General features: G+C 65.8%; 17 protein-coding genes and 1 pseudogene. 7 read left to right on the plus strand and 11 right to left on the minus strand.

What is annotated here, in order from left to right; genetic code table 11:
• Positions 1-4: 4 nt before the first annotated feature.
• The 3 genes and pseudogenes from ACQCSV_RS00565 to ACQCSV_RS00575 all read right to left on the minus strand — a co-directional run bounded on the left by ACQCSV_RS00565 (position 5) and on the right by ACQCSV_RS00575 (position 2,135).
• Positions 5-1,444, minus strand: a complete 1,440-nt coding sequence (locus tag ACQCSV_RS00565; protein ID WP_354155654.1) for an amino acid permease — start codon at positions 1,442-1,444, stop codon at positions 5-7.
• Between the two features lie 234 nt (positions 1,445-1,678).
• Positions 1,679-1,852 (minus strand): annotated as a pseudogene (locus tag ACQCSV_RS00570) (M18 family aminopeptidase); the annotation flags it as partial.
• Complete coding sequence (locus ACQCSV_RS00575; protein WP_426938994.1) at positions 1,788-2,135, minus strand: hypothetical protein; 348 nt, start codon at positions 2,133-2,135, stop codon at positions 1,788-1,790. The pseudogene ACQCSV_RS00570 and the gene ACQCSV_RS00575, both read right to left, overlap by 65 nt.
• Before the next feature lie 478 nt (positions 2,136-2,613).
• Here ACQCSV_RS00575 and ACQCSV_RS00580 point away from each other — a divergent pair, with 478 nt between their 5' ends.
• The 5 genes from ACQCSV_RS00580 (at position 2,614) to ACQCSV_RS00600 (ending at position 7,770) form a co-directional block, all read left to right on the plus strand.
• Entirely contained in the window at positions 2,614-3,972 is a 1,359-nt protein-coding gene (locus ACQCSV_RS00580; RefSeq protein WP_354155652.1) for an MFS transporter, read from the plus strand.
• 109 nt (positions 3,973-4,081) lie between these two features.
• Positions 4,082-4,765: a GntR family transcriptional regulator gene (locus ACQCSV_RS00585; RefSeq protein WP_354155651.1), complete on the plus strand. Its 684-nt coding sequence runs from the start codon at positions 4,082-4,084 to the stop codon at positions 4,763-4,765.
• Positions 4,762-5,577: an aspartate/glutamate racemase family protein gene (locus tag ACQCSV_RS00590; protein WP_354155650.1), complete on the plus strand. Its 816-nt coding sequence runs from the start codon at positions 4,762-4,764 to the stop codon at positions 5,575-5,577. The genes ACQCSV_RS00585 and ACQCSV_RS00590 overlap by 4 nt, the downstream gene beginning before the upstream one ends.
• A 10-nt stretch (positions 5,578-5,587) precedes the next feature.
• Positions 5,588-7,033 carry an amidohydrolase family protein gene (locus ACQCSV_RS00595; protein WP_354155649.1) on the plus strand — a complete coding sequence of 482 codons (1,446 nt, stop codon included), beginning with the start codon at positions 5,588-5,590 and terminating at the stop codon, positions 7,031-7,033.
• A gap of 8 nt (positions 7,034-7,041) precedes the next feature.
• Positions 7,042-7,770, plus strand: a complete 729-nt coding sequence (locus ACQCSV_RS00600; RefSeq protein WP_354155648.1) for an aspartate/glutamate racemase family protein — start codon at positions 7,042-7,044, stop codon at positions 7,768-7,770.
• Positions 7,771-7,818: 48 nt separating this feature from the next.
• Here the strand turns inward: ACQCSV_RS00600 and ACQCSV_RS00605 are convergent, their stop codons facing one another.
• From ACQCSV_RS00605 to ACQCSV_RS00625, 5 genes are all read right to left on the minus strand, one after another.
• The gene (locus tag ACQCSV_RS00605) at positions 7,819-8,736 is read right to left on the minus strand and encodes a diacylglycerol kinase family protein (protein ID WP_354155647.1); all 918 of its coding nucleotides are present in this window, start codon (positions 8,734-8,736) and stop codon (positions 7,819-7,821) included.
• Positions 8,737-8,785: 49 nt separating this feature from the next.
• A complete protein-coding gene (locus tag ACQCSV_RS00610) occupies positions 8,786-10,159 on the minus strand; it encodes an NAD(P)(+) transhydrogenase (Re/Si-specific) subunit beta (RefSeq protein ID WP_354155646.1) in 1,374 nt (457 codons plus the stop codon).
• Positions 10,156-10,521: an NAD(P) transhydrogenase subunit alpha gene (locus ACQCSV_RS00615; protein WP_426938995.1), complete on the minus strand. Its 366-nt coding sequence runs from the start codon at positions 10,519-10,521 to the stop codon at positions 10,156-10,158. Before ACQCSV_RS00615 ends, ACQCSV_RS00610 begins: the two co-directional genes overlap by 4 nt.
• Positions 10,521-11,729 carry a Re/Si-specific NAD(P)(+) transhydrogenase subunit alpha gene (locus tag ACQCSV_RS00620; RefSeq protein WP_354155644.1) on the minus strand — a complete coding sequence of 403 codons (1,209 nt, stop codon included), beginning with the start codon at positions 11,727-11,729 and terminating at the stop codon, positions 10,521-10,523. Before ACQCSV_RS00620 ends, ACQCSV_RS00615 begins: the two co-directional genes overlap by 1 nt.
• 216 nt (positions 11,730-11,945) lie before the next feature.
• Positions 11,946-13,022 (minus strand): ATP-dependent DNA ligase, encoded by a 1,077-nt coding sequence (locus tag ACQCSV_RS00625; RefSeq protein ID WP_354223359.1) that lies wholly within the window; start codon positions 13,020-13,022, stop codon positions 11,946-11,948.
• Positions 13,023-13,261: 239 nt separating this feature from the next.
• Between ACQCSV_RS00625 and ACQCSV_RS00630 the strand changes: the two genes are divergently transcribed.
• Positions 13,262-13,498, plus strand: coding sequence for a hypothetical protein (locus ACQCSV_RS00630; protein WP_354155642.1), 237 nt, complete (start codon positions 13,262-13,264; stop codon positions 13,496-13,498).
• Between the two features lie 87 nt (positions 13,499-13,585).
• Here ACQCSV_RS00630 and ACQCSV_RS00635 read toward each other — a convergent pair whose 3' ends face one another.
• From ACQCSV_RS00635 to ACQCSV_RS00645, 3 genes are all read right to left on the minus strand, one after another.
• On the minus strand, positions 13,586-13,873 hold the full coding sequence (locus ACQCSV_RS00635; RefSeq protein ID WP_354155641.1) for a MoaD/ThiS family protein: 288 nt from the start codon (positions 13,871-13,873) through the stop codon (positions 13,586-13,588).
• Positions 13,866-15,002, minus strand: a complete 1,137-nt coding sequence (locus ACQCSV_RS00640) for an exo-alpha-sialidase (RefSeq protein ID WP_354155640.1) — start codon at positions 15,000-15,002, stop codon at positions 13,866-13,868. Before ACQCSV_RS00640 ends, ACQCSV_RS00635 begins: the two co-directional genes overlap by 8 nt.
• Positions 15,003-15,119: 117 nt before the next feature.
• Positions 15,120-15,320, minus strand: coding sequence for a hypothetical protein (locus ACQCSV_RS00645; RefSeq protein ID WP_282330364.1), 201 nt, complete (start codon positions 15,318-15,320; stop codon positions 15,120-15,122).
• Positions 15,321-15,594: 274 nt separating this feature from the next.
• Between ACQCSV_RS00645 and ACQCSV_RS00650 the strand changes: the two genes are divergently transcribed.
• Positions 15,595-16,335 carry a hypothetical protein gene (locus ACQCSV_RS00650; RefSeq protein ID WP_426938996.1) on the plus strand — a complete coding sequence of 247 codons (741 nt, stop codon included), beginning with the start codon at positions 15,595-15,597 and terminating at the stop codon, positions 16,333-16,335.
• Positions 16,336-16,428 lie beyond the last annotated feature (93 nt).

Here is a 16,428-nt window from a genome sequence, read left to right on the forward strand (position 1 = left end):
GAAATTACGACGCCGGGCCCGCGCCTGCGCCGACCGCTTCGGTTTCCGCCCCAGCTACCTCAGAGGCGTCGGCCGCAGCTGCCGAAACGGCCGCTGTGCCACCCTTCCGGTAGCGCCACACCCCGATGCCCACCACTATGGCAGCCAGTGCAACCGAAAGCAGCAGCGATTCGCGGGTTGCTTCCAGGATCAGCATGCCGATGATCAGGGCAGCGATGCTGGCAATGGCAATCCACGTCAGATAGGGGAAGAGCCACATTTTCAGGGCCAGGTCCTTGGCCGCCGCACCCATCCGGCGGCGCAGGATCAGCTGCGAGGCGGCGATCACCAGCCAGACGAACAACGCGATGGCGCCGGAGGTGTTCACCAGGAAGAGGAAAACAGTGTCCGGTGCCACGTAGTTAAGCCCCACAGTGACAAAGCCGACCACGGTGGAGGCCAGCACGGCAGCAGCCGGAACGCCGCGCTTGGAGATCTTCATCCATGACTTGGGCGCATCGCCTCGCCGGGACAGGGAGAACAGCATACGGCTCGCCGTATACAGGCCTGAGTTGAGGCAGGAAAGCACGGACGTCAGCACCACAATGTCCATGATGGTGCCGGCCCCGGGGATACCGAACAGCTCGATAACGGCAACATACGGGCTCTTGGCCACGTTGGCGGAGTTCCACGGCAGCAGGGTAACCACAATGGCGATGGAACCGATGTAGAAGACCAGAATGCGCCACACAGTGGACTTCACTGCCTTCTTGACGGCGTCCACCGGGTTCTCGGATTCTCCGGCGGCAATGGTGGCGATTTCTGCTCCGAAGAAGGAGAACACCACCACCAGGATGCCCGCCAGCACGGCCCCAGGCCCGTTGGGTAGGAAGCCGCCGTTTCCTGTCAGATTGCTGAGTCCCGGCGCCGGAACACCGGGAACCAGGCCGAGGATGGCGGCGATGCCGAAGAGCAGGAACAGCGCGATGGCGGTCACCTTGATGGAGGCAAACCAGAACTCGAATTCGCCGAACGACTTCACCGAACCCAGGTTGGTGAGTGTCAGCAGCACCATAAGCAACAGGGCCCAGACCCACTGATCAATGCCGGGCACCCAGCGGTGCATGATGGCTGCACCGGCCGTCGCTTCGATTCCCAGCACAATGATCCAGAACCAGGCGTACAGCCAGCCGATGCTGAATCCGGCCCAGCGGCCCAGTGCCTTGTCCGCATAGGTAGAGAACGAGCCGGTTTCCGGGTTGGCAGCGGCCATTTCCCCCAGCATCCGCATCACCAGTATGACCACCAGACCGGCGGCCATGTAGGCGATCAGGATGCCCGGGCCCGCCTGCTGGATGGCCGCGCCGGACCCCACAAACAGCCCCGCCCCGATCACGCCGGCAATGGCGATCATGGACAGGTGCCGTGGTTTCAGTGATTTTGAGAGCTGCTGGTCAGCGTGCATTGATGCGCCGTCCTTTGGTTGGTTTCCGGGTCCGGATCGGTTCAGCAATTCTGTGTCTCGGACCACATTCTTGTTTCACCCTAGACCGCACGCCAGCGCTGACCTCCTATGCAGTTACACAGATTACGTCAGGCGAAACCGGACATCCTCACAGCCGGGAACACCAGAAAGCAAGGAAAGTTTTCCGCCGGGCAATTATGAAACGAGGCGGAAATCTCAGTCCCGGATCGGAGCCTACGCCGCAGTCCGGAAAAACAGCCCGGCCACCTTCGCCAGCCGGTGCGGATCCCCGAGGCCGCAGAGGTCGCAGGCCGAGTGCATGGACAGCAGCGGCGCACCAACATCAACGGTCCTGATCCCCAGACGCGTGGCGGTGATCGGGCCGATGGTGGAGCCGCACGGCATTACATATGGGGCTCGGAATTTCCCGGAGCATCAGGAGCGCGACTCCGTGCCGGGCCAGCCTCTGGAGGACCTGCTCACGGAACGCAGTTGCTGATCGGCCGTCACCGAAGGCCAGCGGCCTGGTGCGTGCCGGCATGCCCGAGGCGCCTTCCATTGCCTCGGCGATGTCTTCGGCCTTGCCCAGATACCGCTGCGAGACGATCTTGGGTTTGCCATCGACCCGGGCGACTTCACGCAGGTAATAGTACGTTTGCCCGTTGATCGTCTTCCCATGCACGCTTGCCATACTTTAGGTCCAACACGGTTCGATCACGCCCGTCCACGACCGACACGCCTAAACGCGCGGGTCAGCGACGGAAATTATGAGTTTGGCCCGATCTTTTCGACTCCGGGAATCCGTTAGCCACGAAACTCCCGCTAGCGCCCAGGCACAAGGGCCCCGGCACTTGGCCGCCGTCGGACCTGACCCGGCATGGGGAAGGTCGAACCACACTTCTCCATGCCGCAGCGCAGCCAGTCACAATCCGTTTTTAAGGCCCACACCGGCGCAATTGAAGAAAAGCCTTGACAGTGGCGCGGGTCACTTCTATCTTTAATTTTGGGATCCCAAAACGGGATCCCAAAAGATTCAAGACATTTTCCGGCGCTTCCCACCGCGCAATCCGGAGCCACATTCTTCTATCACCCGCACACCCGCGGGCCATACTTTCCAAATTCCGGATCTCTCCGTTCCCCATCCGTAACTTCCCCGTGAAGGAGAAGCTGTGTCTATTCCGAACACCGAAACAGTAACCGCTGACGGCACCTTGAACCCCGCGACCAGCGGCGAACAGCAAAAGGACGGGATGCAACGTCGCACCAGCGTCCGCTGGAAAATGTTCCTGCTCCTGCTGGTCCTCGTCTCCGTGAACTACATCGACCGGGGATCCATCTCGGTCGCCCTGCCCATCATCCAGAAGGAATTCAACATGCCCCCGGAGCTCGTGGGCCTCCTGCTCTCGGCCTTCTTCTGGACCTACGCCCTGATGCAGATCCCGGTCGGCTGGCTGATCGACAAGTTCGGCCCCCGCAAAGTGATGACCGCGTCCTGCGTCGGCTGGGGCGCCGCGACGGCTGCCTCCGGCCTGGCCGGCGGGTTCCTCAGCATGTTCATCGCCCGGCTGGGCATCGGGGTCACCGAGGCCGGCGTCATGCCGGCCGGCGGTAAGCTGAACGCCATCTGGATGCACAAATCCGAACGCGGCCGCGGCGCCACCATACTTGACGCCGGAGCTCCCTTGGGCGCGGGGCTGGGCGGCATCCTCATCGCGGGCCTGATCGCATCGACGGGCAGCTGGCGGAGTTCCTTCATCATCGCGGGCGCCGCGACCGTGCTCATGGGCCTCGCCGTCTGGTGGTACGTTCGCGACAACCCGCGCCAGCACCGCGGAGTCAACGCCGCCGAGGCGGAATACCTTGAGGCCTCCCACGCGGCCGAGGACGCCGAAGCCGCACTCGACGGCAGCCAGGGGAAGCGTGCCCTGCTCCCCTACCTGAAGTTCCGTTCCTTTTGGGCCATGTGCTTCGGATGGCTGGGCTTCAACGGCGTGTTCTACGGCCTGCTCACCTGGGGCCCGCTCTACCTCGCCCAGGCCAAGGGCTTTGACCTCAAGACCATCGGCTGGTCCACCTTCGTGATCTTCGGGGCCGGATTCGTCGGGGAAATCCTGGGCGGCACCATCGCCGACAAATGGCGCAACTCCGGAGCTTCGGCCAACCTCGTTATGCGGACCCTTCTCGGTATCTCCAGCATCGTAGTAATCGGCGGCCTCATCGGAGTTACCATCGTTGCCGATTCGACAACCGCTGTAGTCCTCCTGTCCGTGGTCATGTTCTTCCTCCGCTGGGTGGGCCTGTTTTGGAGCATCCCCTCCATCTTGGGCGGCCGGACGAACGCCGGTGTCCTGGGCGGCGCCATGAACTTCAGCGGTAACATCGCCGGTTTCGTCACTCCGATAGCCGTGGGCCTGATCGTCGGGGCGACCGGCTCCTACACGTGGGCTCTGCTGTACTTCGTGGGATCCGCAATCATTATGGGCGCCTCTGTCCTGACGTTGAACTACAACAAGCGGCTTCCCGTCTAGGCCACCTGTATAGGACAACCGTCCAGGCCGGCCCGCCCTAAGCTAGGCCACAGCACCATCTTCCGGCCGCCGGGAGCGTAACGTCACCAAAGAATCCGAATGGAGCACCATGCTTACCGCCGCAGAGACCCAGGACAAGGAACGCCCCCTCCGCGAGACTGTCCGGGACACCCTCCGCACCAGGATCTTTGAAGGGCATTACGCTCCCGGCACACGGCTGGTGGAGCGTGACCTCGCAGCCGAGTTCAATGTCTCCCGGCTGCCGGTCCGCGAGGCGCTCCGGATGCTGCGCCAGGAGGGCCTCCTCAGCGACCGGGGAGCCCGCGGAGCCGAGGTCAGCTCACTCAGCCCCAAGGACGTGGAGGATCTCTTCGACGTCCGGCAGTCACTGGAGGTGCTGGCCTGCCGGCTTGCCGCCGTCCGCGCAACACCGGAGGACCTGGGCTACCTTGACGGCCTGCTGGAGGAGGCCGAACGCTGCCTCGCCAAGGGCGCCGTCATGGAAGCCCACCGGGCCAACAGCGAATTCCACGACGCCATCACCCGGATCGCGGACAACGGCTTCCTCAAATCCGCACTGGAACCGCTGCAGGGCCGCATGCACTGGCTGTTCCGGCACGTCAGCGACCTGCCCGAACTGATCCAGGAACACCGGGAATTGTCCGGCGCCATTGCCAGCGGCGATCCGGACCGTGCCGCGGCCCAGTCTGCGTCGCACATCGGCAAGTACCGCGAGCAGTTCCCCGACGACTTCCAGAAAACAGAACCCGCTCTTCACCGGAAGAAAAAATGAAACTCCTTATCATCAACCCCAATATCAGCCACGACGTTACGGCCCTGATTGAATCCGAAGCCCTCCGCTCGGCCGCACCGGACACCGAACTCGTGGTCCGCACGGCAGGGCACGGCGTCGAATACATCGAAACCCGCTTTGAGTCCCTGATCGCCGCCGGCGCCGTGGCAGAGGTCATCGCCGAATACACCGCAGACGCTGCCAGCAGCACCATCTCTGACGGCGCCTCACGCGGGGACCGCATCGACGGTGTTGTCGTGGCGGCCTTCGGCGATCCGGGCCTGCCTGCCCTGAAGGAGCTCACTGACGTGCCCGTCATCGGCATTACGGAAGCCGCCCTGTGCGCCGCTGCACTGCAGGGCCACCGTTTCTCCATCATCGCCATCTCGGACCGGATCAAACCCTGGTACTTGGACTGCGTGGAACGCTTCGGCCTCGGCGGCCGGTTGGCCTCCATCCGCTCCATCAACGAAAGCCTCAACGGCATCGGGTCCGTGCAGCACGACTTCAAGGAAACGCTGCTGGCACTCAGCCGGCAGGCCGTGACCGAGGACGGCGCCGACGTCGTGATCCTCGCAGGGGCGCCCCTTGCCGGGCTGGCCCGCGAACTTCGGGGCCAGATCCCGGTTCCGGTGGTGGACGGCATCTCAGCCGGCATCCGCATCGCGGAGGCCGTCGTCGGGCTTCAGTCCGGACCGCACCGGGCCGGGGCCTTCGCGCCGCCGCCGGTCAAGGCCCGCAACGGCCTCTCCGAAAACCTCGACGCCGCCATGGCCGCCGCCCAGTCCGCACACGCCGCTTCACAGCTTTAGGAGGACCCCGATGTCCCGCCAGCCCGACCTTGTCATCGCCAACGCCACAGTAGTTAACAGCTTCGGCCGCCAGAACGCCCACGTCGTGATCCAGGACGGCCTGATCACCCAACTCGTGGAAGCCTCGGAAGCCATACCCGCCGCCGAACGCACCATCGACGCCGCCGGCCGGCTGGTGATTCCCGGCGGCGTGGACGGCCACTGCCATGTGGCCCAGGTGACCGGACGCTTCCGCACCCTCGACGACTACCGCACCACTTCGACCGCGGCACTGTGGGGCGGCACCACCACGATCATCGACTTTGGCATCCCCCGGGACGCCCAGGAAACCCCACTGGCCGCCGTCCTGCACAAGAAGGAACTCGCCGTTGAGTCCCGCTGCGACGTTGCCCTACACGGTGCGGTGGTGAGCTGGGACGAAACCGTGCCGTGGCAGCTGGAGCAGCTCGCCGCCGAGGGCGTCCGGTCCGTCAAGATGTACACCACCAACCGCGGCAGCACCATGGCGGACGGGGACACCATCCTGAAGGTCATGCGCGAGATGGTCCGGCTCGACGGCCTCACCTACATCCACGCCGAACACGACCCCATCATCAGCGACTGCACGCAGCAGCACGCCGACGACGGCAGGATCGGTATCGAACACCTGCACCGCACTCGGCCGGAACTCGCCGAGGAAATCTCGGTCAAGGAAACCCTGGCCATGGCCGAGTACACCCAGGCCCCCGTGTACTTCGTACACCAGTCCACGCCGGGCGCCGTGGATCTGGTCACCGAGGCACGTGCCCGCGGACAGGAAGCCTATTCCGAGACGTGCCCGCACTACCTCACCCTCGATGACACGGTGTACGGGTCAGCGTTCCCGGAGTGGTACGCCTGCTGCCCGCCAATGCGCAGCCCCGAAACCGTGGCCGCACTCAAGGAACGGCTGGCCGGCGGCGCCATCCACACCGTCGCCTCGGACCACTCCTGCTACGACCTTTCCCAGAAGCGCGAGCGCACGGACGACGTCCGCGCCATGCCGCACGGTCTGCCCGGTGTGGAAACCCGGATGCCCGTCACCTTCACGGCCATGGCTTCCGCCGGCAGCTCGGTGGAAGAATTCGTAGAAGTCTTCGCCGCGGGTCCGGCCCGCATCAACGCGGTCCCCGGCAAGGGGACCATCGCCGAAGGCTTCGACGCCGACCTGGTGATCTTCGACCCCGCCAAGGAACGGACGGTCGACGGCGGCGCGCTGCACATGGGCACTGATTTCTCGCCGTTCGACGGCCGGACGCTCACCGGCTGGCCCGCCGTCGTGGTGTCCGCCGGGCGGGTGGTGCTCGACGGTGCCGGCTTCCACGATCCCGGCGCCGTGGGGCGTTTCGTGGCCCGCAACGGCTTCCGCGAACATCTCGCGTCCGCCGCGGATTCCGCCCGCGCCACCACCCCCGCAACCCTCTCCGCAGCAAAGTAGGAGCAGCCATGCCTTCCGCAGCACGCAAGACCCGCATCGGCATGATCGTGCCGTCCTCCAACACCTGCCTGGAGCCGCAGAGCTACCGCATCCTGGGCGACCGGGACGACGTCACCATCCATTTCACCCGGATCCCCGTCACCCGGATCGCCCTGGATGACTCCTCGGACAAGCAGTTCGACCCCGCGGTTATGCGCACCGCCGCCGAGCTGCTGGCAACGGCCGATGTGGATGTCATCGCCTGGAACGGCACGGCCGGCTCCTGGCTCGGCGCGGACCACGATCGGGAGCTGGCCGGCGAAATCACGGACGCGACGGGCATCCCGGCCACCACGTCCACGCTGGCCTATCTGGAGGCTTTCGAGTCCTTCGGCACAGAGCGGATAGGGCTTTTCACGCCGTACACGGAGGACGTCAACCGCGCGGTTATGGACTCCTACCAGCGGGACGGGATCAAGACCATCGGCCACCGCGCCCTGGGGCTGAGCGACAACGAGTCGTTCGCCCGGGTCACGGACGACGAGATGCGGCCGGGGTCGCTGGAGCTGGCCGCAGCCCGTCCGGACGCCCTGGTCTACCTCTGCACCAACCTGTACGGCGCCAACATCGCGGCGGAAGTGGAGGCAGAAACCGGAGTTCCGGTGCTGGACTCCGTGGCCGTGACGCTGTGGCACTGCCTCAAACTTGCCGGGTCCCCCTTGCTCGCACCGAGGTGGGGCAGGCTGCTGGCCGGCTAACGGCCAGGCAGCAGGTCAGTGGCTTGCTGTTCCAGCAGCCTGGTTGGGCTACATCCGGATGGTCAGCGCGCCGGGCTCAAGGGTCATCAGGACGTGCTTGCCGTCGCCTTCGTGGTCGCCGTCGAGCTGGTAGTCATCGTTGTGTTCGAGGGTGATCTCCACGGATTTGCCCTGGTAGTACTCCACGGACGTGTCCTTTCCGCGGCCCTTGCCGATCATGCCGGCGATCACGGAGAACCACCCGAGCTTCCCCCTCGGGGCCAGCACCGCGACGTCCAGCAGCCCGTCGTCCATCTTTGCGTCCGGGAAGATCTCGAGTCCGCCCTGGACCTTGCCGCAGTTGCCCACCATTACGCTGCGGACGCCGCGGTGCACCACGTCCTTGCCGTCGATCACGATGGTCGCCTTCACCGGCTTGCCCGGCAGGTTCCGGATGCCGGCGTCAACGTACGCCAGCCAGCCCACCTTGTCCTTGAGGTCCTCGTTGGTATCCGCCATGATGGTCGCGTCGTAGCCCACGCCGGCCATCACCAGGAAGACCTGCTCCTTGTCCGGGTCATTGCGGACGGCCCGGACCACGTCTATCTTCCGTTCGGTGCCCACCAGCGCCCCCGCCATGGCACCGTCAAAGTCCGTGACGTCCATGCCGAGGTTGCGGGCCAGCAGGTTTCCCGTGCCAAACGGAAGCAACCCCATGGGCACGTCGCCGCCGGACAGGACCTCGGCCACACACCGCACGGTACCGTCGCCGCCGGCGGCAATAACGACGTCGGCCCCTTGCGAGAGTGCCTCCTTCGCCTGGCCGACGCCGGGGTCCTCCTTGGTGGTCTCCAGCCAGATGGGCTCACCCCAGCCGTTCTCCGAGCAGTGCTTCGCCGCCAGGGCACGCACGTCGATGTCCACCGGCTTGGCAGGGTTGATGATGATGGCCGGGCGCTTGAGGGAAGTGGAGCTGTTGGCTGTCATGGTGTCCTTCGCTGACATGGGAATGTGGGCCTGGGGACAGCGTACTTCGTTACAGCGCTTTCACCGCGCCCAGCACCTTGGCGAGTGAATCCTTGGCGTCGCCAAAGAGCAGCGAGGTCTGCGGCTCGTACAGGAGCTCGTTCTCGATTCCGGCGAAACCGGGCCGCATGGAGCGTTTCAGGAAGATCACCTGGCGGGCGTCGGCCACTTCCAGGATGGGCATGCCGTAGATCGGCGAGCCGGAGGACGTCTTCGCTGCCGGGTTCACTACGTCATTGGCGCCCACCACCAAAGCGACGTCGGCCATGCGGAATTCGGAGTTGATCTCGCCCATCTCCTTGAGTGATTCGTACGGCACGTTGGCCTCGGCCAGGAGCACGTTCATATGCCCGGGCATGCGGCCGGCCACGGGATGGATGGCGAAGTCCACCTCGATGCCGCGGGCCTCGAGTGCCAGGGCCAGCTCGGCCGCGGTGTGCTGGCCCTGGGCCACGGCCAGGCCGTAGCCGGGGACGATGATCACCCGCTGCGCGTAGCCCAGAAGCACCGCGACGTCCTCCGCGCTGGAGGACCTGACGGGACGTTCGCTCACGGCGGTGGATCCCGCCGTCGAACCTCCCTTGAACGCACCGAACAGGATGCCGGCCACGCTGCGGCCCATCGCGGCCGCCATGGCCCGGGTGAGGATGGTACCGGATGCGCCCACCAGCGTGCCGGCCACCACCAGCAGCACGTTGCCCAACACCACGCCCGACGCCGCCACGGCCAGGCCGGTGAACGCGTTCAGGAGCGAGATGACAATGGGCACGTCCGCACCGCCCACCGGCAGCACCAGCAGCGCGCCGGCAGCCAGGCCCAGCACCATCAGCAGCACCGCAAGCGCCGGGGAACCGGTCAGGACGACGGCGCCGGCGGTGCCCACCGCTGCGAGCAGCACCGCGGCCATCACCACGGGGAGGCCCGGAAAAACGACGGGGCGGGTGGTCATCAGCTCCTGGAGTTTGGCGAAAGTGACCCCGGAGCCTGCAAAGGAAACGGCGCCCACCAGGAGGGTGAACACGATTGCGACGCGGACCCAGGGGTCGGCCGTATGGCTGAGTTCCAGCAGCGCCACCAGGGCTGCGGCGCCGCCGCCCACCCCGTTGAACAGCGCGACGAGCTGGGGCATCTGGGTCATCTGCACGCGCCGGGCCACCGGCGCGGCCACTGCGGTCCCCACCGCGATGGCACCGATGATCCAGGGGATGTTGTCCAGCCGGGCGGAAAGGAAGACCGTAACGACGGCGAGCAACGCACCGAACGCACCGATGAGGTTGCCGCGGCGGGCGGTCCGGGGCGAGCTGAGCCCGCGAAGCGCCAAGATAAAGAACACCGCGGCGGCGAGGTAGAGAAGCGAGGTCCAGACCGGATCGAGGAGAGTCACTTCGGGTCCTCCTTACCGGTGGATTCCTGGAGCGGGGCGCCCTGGACCGGGGCGCCATGGACCGGGGCTCCATGGCTGGCGACGTCCTTCCGGGCACGGAACATATGCAGCATCCGGTCTGTCACCACAAAGCCGCCCACCAGGTTGGCGGTGGCCAGCACCACGGCGAGGAGCGCCACGGCCAGGATCCACGGGTCCGCGGCCTGCCCGGCCACAATGATGGCGCCCACCAGGATGATGCCGTGGATGGCGTTGGCGCCGGACATCAGCGGGGTGTGCAGGGTACTCGACACCTTGGAAACCACCTCGAAGCCCACAAACACCGCCAGCACGGTGACCGTCAGCAGGCTCATGCCGTCCATCAGATTCCCCCCTCTGTCTGGACCCTGTCGTTCTGCACCCGGGGCGCATGGTCGGGCAGGGCAGGCACAAGTGCCGCCAGAGCCTCGGCCGTGGGCAGGTGCCGCACCGCGCCGTCGTGCGTCAGGCACGCTCCGGCTACCACCTCGTCCGCGAAATCGGGGGCAACGGTGCCTTCCCGGATCATCAGTGCGAGCAGGTTGGCCACATTCTTGGCGTACAGCCGCGATGCGTCCTGCGCCATCGCGGACGGCGCATCCTTCAGCCCCACCAGCGTGACGTGGCCCTGACCGTCAGCGGTGGGCACCAGGATGTCCTCGCCGGGAACGGCACCCTCCACGTTGCCGCCGGACTCGGCGGCGAGGTCGACGACGACGGAGCCGGGGCGCATGCCCTGCACCATTTGGTGGCTAACGAGGAGCGGTGCGCGCCTGCCCGGGACGGCCGCCGTCGTAATCAGGACATCCGCCATGGCGACGTGCGGGGCGAGGAGTTCACGCTGCAGGGCGCCGCGGTCGGCGCTGAGTTCGCGGGCGTAGCCGCCCGATGCCTCCGCCGTTTCCAGATCAAGTTTGATGAACGTACCGCCCATCGACGCGACCTCGTCGGCGGAGGCGGGCCGGATGTCGTTGGCAGAGACCCTGGCCCCCAGCCGCTTCGCGGTGCCGATGGCCTGCAGCCCGGCAACCCCGGCGCCGAGCACCAGCACCCGGGCCGGCGGGACGGTGCCGGCAGCGGTCATGTACAGCGGGAAGAAGCGCGGGAGCCGGATGGCGGCTTCCAGCACGCAGCGGTAGCCAGCCACCAGGGCCTGGGAGCTGAGCGCATCCATGGACTGGGCCCTGGAGATGCGCGGGACAAGTTCCAGGGCGAAGGCGGTCACGCCGGCCTCCACGAGCGCCTGCACGGTGGCGAGCTCGGACGACGGCGACGCCAGGCCAACGGTGACAGTGCCCCTTTTCAGGGCTGCCGCCGTCGGGGGTTCCAGCGGGCGGACGTGGACCAGGACATCGAGGTCACCGGGATCCAGGTCCTGGACGATTCGGGCACCGGAATCGGCGTAATCGTGGTCAGAATGGCCGGCGGCGGCCCCGGCTCCTGCTTCGATCAGGACCTCCAGGCCCAGCCCTGCCAGCTGCTTGACCGTTTCCGGCGTGGCGGCCACACGCTGCTCACCCTCATGCCGTTCCCGCGGTATGCCCAGTTTCAAACCGCCAACTCCCTTACGGACGTAGTTGGCTCGAGTCTATGGCGCCTTGCACGAACTGGCAGCTAATTCGCTCAGATTCGCATTTTGGGGGCATTTTGATGCCTGTTCGGGCAGACCCGCAAGAGCTAGCCGGCCGCCGGTTTACCGGAGAGGCAATCGGGTCAGGATCGTACGACGGCGGGCGACGGCTTGGGTGGCCTTCCGGGGACCGTGCGCCTACGGCCGTCCGGTGTCCAGGACCGAGGCAAGGTCGAAGCTGACCGGTTCCTCCAGCTGTCCGTAGGTGCATGATGCGGCGTCCCGGTCCGGCCGCCAGCGGTTGAACTGGGCAGTGTGGCGGAAACGCTCACCTTCCATATGGTCGTACCGGACCTCCACCACCAGTTCGGGCCGGAGCGGCACAAAGGACAGGTCCTTGCCGGCGCTCCACCGGCTGCCCTCGGCGTTCCGCGGTGTCCGATCGCCTTCCTCCTGCTTGGCCCATGCCCACGGGTGCCCGTCAAAGTCGGTGACCAGTTGCTGCAGTTCGGCAAAAAGCTCCTGCCGGCGCTTCATGGGGAAGGCGCCGATCACTCCCACGCTGGCCAGGCCGCCGTCGTCCTTGTACAGGCCCAGCAGCAGCGAGCCGATCACGTCCGGCCCGCTCTTGTGCACGCGGTAGCCGGCCACCACACAATCGGCCGTACGTTCGTGCTTGACCTTGAACATCACGCGTTTGTCCGGCTGATAGATACCGTCCAGCGGCTTGGCCACAATCCCGTCCAGGCCTGCGCCTTCGAACTGCTGGAACCATTGTTCAGCGACCGCTTTGTCCTGGGTTGCCGCCGTGAGGTGGACGGGAGCCTTGCTGCCCGCAAGCGCCTTTTCCAGCGCTGCCCGACGCTCGGCGAAGGGCCGGCCGGTGTAGTCGTCGCCGCCGAGGGCCAGCAGGTCAAAGGCCACGAACTTGGCCGGAGTCCGTTCGGCGAGGAGCTTTACCCGGCTGGCGGCGGGATGGATGCGCTGCTGCAGGGCGTCAAAATCCAGCCGGTCACCGGATGCCCCCACCAGGACAATCTCGCCGTCCAGCACACAACGGGGCGGCAGGTTCTCCTTCAGGGCCTCCACGAGCTCAGGAAAATACCTGGTCATGGGCTTTTCGTTGCGGCTGCCGATCTCCAGCTCATCGCCGTCACGGAAGATGATGGACCGGAACCCGTCCCACTTGGGCTCATAGCTGAGGGCCCCGTCGGGCATCCCGCTGACGGCCTTGGCGAGCATGGGGGGGACGGGAGGCATCACGGGAAGTTGCATAGTGCCCATTCTTGCCCGGGAGGGCCCTCGGCGGTAGGCCTGAACTGGCACGATGCCCAGCTGAAGGCCCCGGCGGGGTTTGACGCGTGGCATTCGCCGAATCCTGTGGTGCCAGCGGAAACGAATCGATCGCGGAGAACTAACCGGCTCCTAACGTTGAGGAAACCAGGGCGCAACATTGCCCAGCCACACTGGAAGTGCCGGCAAGCGCAGGCACCAGCTCCAGCCAGGAGGCACCCATGTTGAAGGAAGCCAGAGCCCATGTAGCAAGAGTCCGCGCCCTGGACCAGCTCCACCGCGGCGATGAAATCGAAGCCCGCCTCTCTGTAGGCCCCAGCTATGACGACGTGGTGGTCCGCCGAGGCAGCGTCCAAGAGACCGCCCCGGGCATCGGCGTTGTCTGGATCATGGACCACCACACCGGCATGCGGAAAGCAATCAATACGGACGAATGCAGCGTCTGGCGCATCGCTTGACCGGGCGCCGCCATTCCACACACCATCAGCACCACGACGCCGGGCCGTAGTCAGTTAGGACTGCCCGCCGTTATGGAGCCGCCTGGCTTAACCTCCGGCCACCGACTGGATGACCAGCACCTCTTGGCCGGGCGACACCTCGGTTTCCAAGCCTTGGAGCCGGCGCACTTCGTCACCGGCAACGTAAATATTCACGTAGCGGCGAAGTGCGCCGGTTTCGTCGCGCAGCCGCCTGGCCAGCACCGGGTAACCCGCGGTCACCGAATCCAGCAGGCTTCGCACCGTCACCGTCCCTTCGGCGGGCGCAGTCAGGATGGACTGCCCGCCAGCCAGCGGGTGGAGGATGCTGGGAAGAACTACGCTGATGTCAGGCACCGCGGGCCGCTGCCGTTTCCGGAACCGCCAGTCCAGCCGCAGAGACTACGGCGGCGCGGACACACAGGACGTCGGGGAGATGGCTGACAACCTCAGCAAACGTCTCCCCTTCATCCGCGCTGGCGTACACCGTGCCGCCGCGCGTTCCGAAGTAGACGCCGGCCGGCTCGGATGAATCCACGCCAGCGGCGTCACGAAGCACACTGTTGTACTCACCCTCGGGCAGGCCCGTGTCCAGGCGCTTCCAGGTGGCCCCGGCATCGTCCGTTCGGTGCACGGCAAGCTTCCCTTCGGGCGGGATCCGCTCGCCGTCGGCCTTGAGCGGCACAACCCAGGCGGTTCCTTCCCGGCGGGGGTGCGTCAGCATCACAAAACCGAAGTCGGCCGGAAGTCCCTCGGCGATGGAGTTCCAGTTTTCGCCGTTGTCATCCGTGCGGTAGACGCCGTGATGATTCTGCGCGTACAGCCGTCCGACCACCGCAGCATCGGCCGCGATCTTGTGGACGCACTGACCGAACTCAGGATTGGGGTCCGGCATGAAGTAGGCCGAAATACCCTTGTTGCGGGGCTCCCAGGACTCACCGCCGTCGAGCGAGCGGTACACACCGCCGGTGCTCATGGCGACGTGGACGTTGTCCCCTGCCGGATTGACCACGATGGAGTGGGCGGCGGCGCCGCCGTAGCCCGCACCCCAGTCGCTGCGATGAGGGTGGTCCCAGAGCCCGCGGTTGAGTTCGAAATGCTCGCCGCCGTCGGTGGATTTCCAGACCGAGATCGGTTCGGCACCTGCCCATACCACCCCTGGCCGCGACTCTGCGTCCGGGTAGATCTGCCAGATGCGCTCCACTGCCGCGCCGGTGTGTTCGGGAAACGTGATGGCGCCCTGTTCAGGTTCGGTCCAGGTGGCGCCCAGGTCATCGGAGTGGGCCACAGTGGGGCCCCAGTGCTCGGACCTGACGCCCACCATGATCCGGGTACGGCCGTCCCGTGTGTCGATCCCGATGCTGGGGATTTCGCTCATCAGAAAATGCGGGCCGGAGAAGGACCAATGTTTCCGGTCCTGGCTGGTGGCCAGCCAGAGGCCTTTTTTGGTCCCGATTGCTAAGACAAAGTTCTCTGCGGTTGCCATGCACCCATGCAACCACCCCGACCGGAGGCCCGCAACGCTTTTCATCGCTATGTCGACTGGTCCGCGGGGACTGCTCCGGGTGTTAGGGCCCGGAGTGGCCGTGCCTGCGCCGGTGCGTCAGTCGACGAATTCGGACTGCGTCTCGATGAAATCCCAGTCGGCTTCGGTGAGCACAGCCACCGGGGTATCCGGGTGCGGGCCGCCGGCTTCGGCGATGCCCTGCAGCACCGGTAACGGCAGTTCCAGCGCACGGAGGTTTTCCCGCAGCCATTCCTTGGTTTGCAGATTCAGATCCAGCCACCACATGTAGATTTCCATGCCGGTCACGCACCTTTCGTATGCTCCAACGTTAGGCGCCGCCCTGTCCACGTTCAAGGGTGGCTGCACCCAGTAGCGGGCTCCCGTTTCCGCGTACCTACAGGTAACGCCGCAGGTCAAAGGAATAAAAAGACGAGTACCCGCTACCCGCGACCACACCCGTTCGCCGCCCTAGCCTGAATTTACAAGCAAGCTGACCGTGCTGCTGGGGCACTCAGAGTCACCGCTACTCCCCCTCATCATGGTCCGTTTCACACAACCTGGGGAGAAAAAAATGAAACGTACCTTAGCAACACTGGGGGTCATGGGGCTGGGGCTGATCAGTCTGACAGCACCAGCCGTGGCTGCTCCTAATATGGTCATCGTCTGCCACGACGGCGCACAAACCGGAACGGGCTGGGGCGCACTTCAATTAAACGTGAACGGCCTGAACGGCCACGACGGGCATCCCACCGACATCATTCCGCCGAACACGTCCGTACCAGGGGGGCTGAACTGGACGAACGCCGGAAAGATAACCTACATCGCCAACTGCGCCCCGCTGCCTCCGGGTGAGGAACCGCCGGTCTATCCGCCCGTGGACCCGCCCGTCGTCGTGGTCGATCCTCCAGTTGTCGTGGTGGACCCGCCCGTCGTCGTGGTCGATCCACCCGTCGTCGTGGTCGATCCACCCGTCGTCGTGGTTGATCCTCCGGTTGTCGTGATGGACCCGCCCGTGTTGGTCCCGCCGGCCGTGGTGGAGACGCCGGTGGTGGAGTCGTCAGCCGTTGTCCAGACGCCGGTCACAACAGCTACCCCCACCGTGCAGACCCCAGCCGCAGCGGCGACCGTACAGACGCCTGCCGGCACCGGGACAGCAGCTGTCAGCCAGGGCACCAACCAGGGCTTCAACGCGCAGACCTCAGTGGGCGGAGCTGAAAGTGCTCCTACCTGGCTGATGGGCCTGGGCGTGATGCTCGGCGCCGGCGCACTGGTGGCCGTACGCCGCAGGTCCCTGGAACCAAAGGCAGACTAGGCCGCAGCTCGGGCTGGGCCGAGCTGACACGCAGGGCGCCCCGCCAACTCAAGGCGGGGCGCCCTTCCTGTAAGCACACTTTCCAACGGCGTG

The sequence above is a fragment of the Pseudarthrobacter sp. S3 genome (assembly GCF_050156905.1).
GTDB lineage: Bacteria > Actinomycetota > Actinomycetes > Actinomycetales > Micrococcaceae > Arthrobacter.

What these genes read in the sequence shown, in the direction of transcription:
- ACQCSV_RS00565 (WP_354155654.1), bottom strand. Translation starts at nt 1,444, where the DNA reads ATGCACGCTGACCAGCAGCTCTCAAAATCACTGAAACCACGGCACCTG.
- ACQCSV_RS00575 (WP_426938994.1), bottom strand. Translation starts at nt 2,135, where the DNA reads ATGGCAAGCGTGCATGGGAAGACGATCAACGGGCAAACGTACTATTAC.
- ACQCSV_RS00585 (WP_354155651.1), top strand. Translation starts at nt 4,082, where the DNA reads ATGCTTACCGCCGCAGAGACCCAGGACAAGGAACGCCCCCTCCGCGAG.
- ACQCSV_RS00590 (WP_354155650.1), top strand. Translation starts at nt 4,762, where the DNA reads ATGAAACTCCTTATCATCAACCCCAATATCAGCCACGACGTTACGGCC.
- ACQCSV_RS00595 (WP_354155649.1), top strand. Translation starts at nt 5,588, where the DNA reads ATGTCCCGCCAGCCCGACCTTGTCATCGCCAACGCCACAGTAGTTAAC.
- ACQCSV_RS00600 (WP_354155648.1), top strand. Translation starts at nt 7,042, where the DNA reads ATGCCTTCCGCAGCACGCAAGACCCGCATCGGCATGATCGTGCCGTCC.
- ACQCSV_RS00605 (WP_354155647.1), bottom strand. Translation starts at nt 8,736, where the DNA reads ATGACAGCCAACAGCTCCACTTCCCTCAAGCGCCCGGCCATCATCATC.
- ACQCSV_RS00615 (WP_426938995.1), bottom strand. Translation starts at nt 10,521, where the DNA reads ATGGACGGCATGAGCCTGCTGACGGTCACCGTGCTGGCGGTGTTTGTG.
- ACQCSV_RS00625 (WP_354223359.1), bottom strand. Translation starts at nt 13,022, where the DNA reads ATGCAACTTCCCGTGATGCCTCCCGTCCCCCCCATGCTCGCCAAGGCC.
- ACQCSV_RS00630 (WP_354155642.1), top strand. Translation starts at nt 13,262, where the DNA reads ATGTTGAAGGAAGCCAGAGCCCATGTAGCAAGAGTCCGCGCCCTGGAC.
- ACQCSV_RS00640 (WP_354155640.1), bottom strand. Translation starts at nt 15,002, where the DNA reads ATGGCAACCGCAGAGAACTTTGTCTTAGCAATCGGGACCAAAAAAGGC.
- ACQCSV_RS00645 (WP_282330364.1), bottom strand. Translation starts at nt 15,320, where the DNA reads ATGGAAATCTACATGTGGTGGCTGGATCTGAATCTGCAAACCAAGGAA.
- ACQCSV_RS00650 (WP_426938996.1), top strand. Translation starts at nt 15,595, where the DNA reads ATGAAACGTACCTTAGCAACACTGGGGGTCATGGGGCTGGGGCTGATC.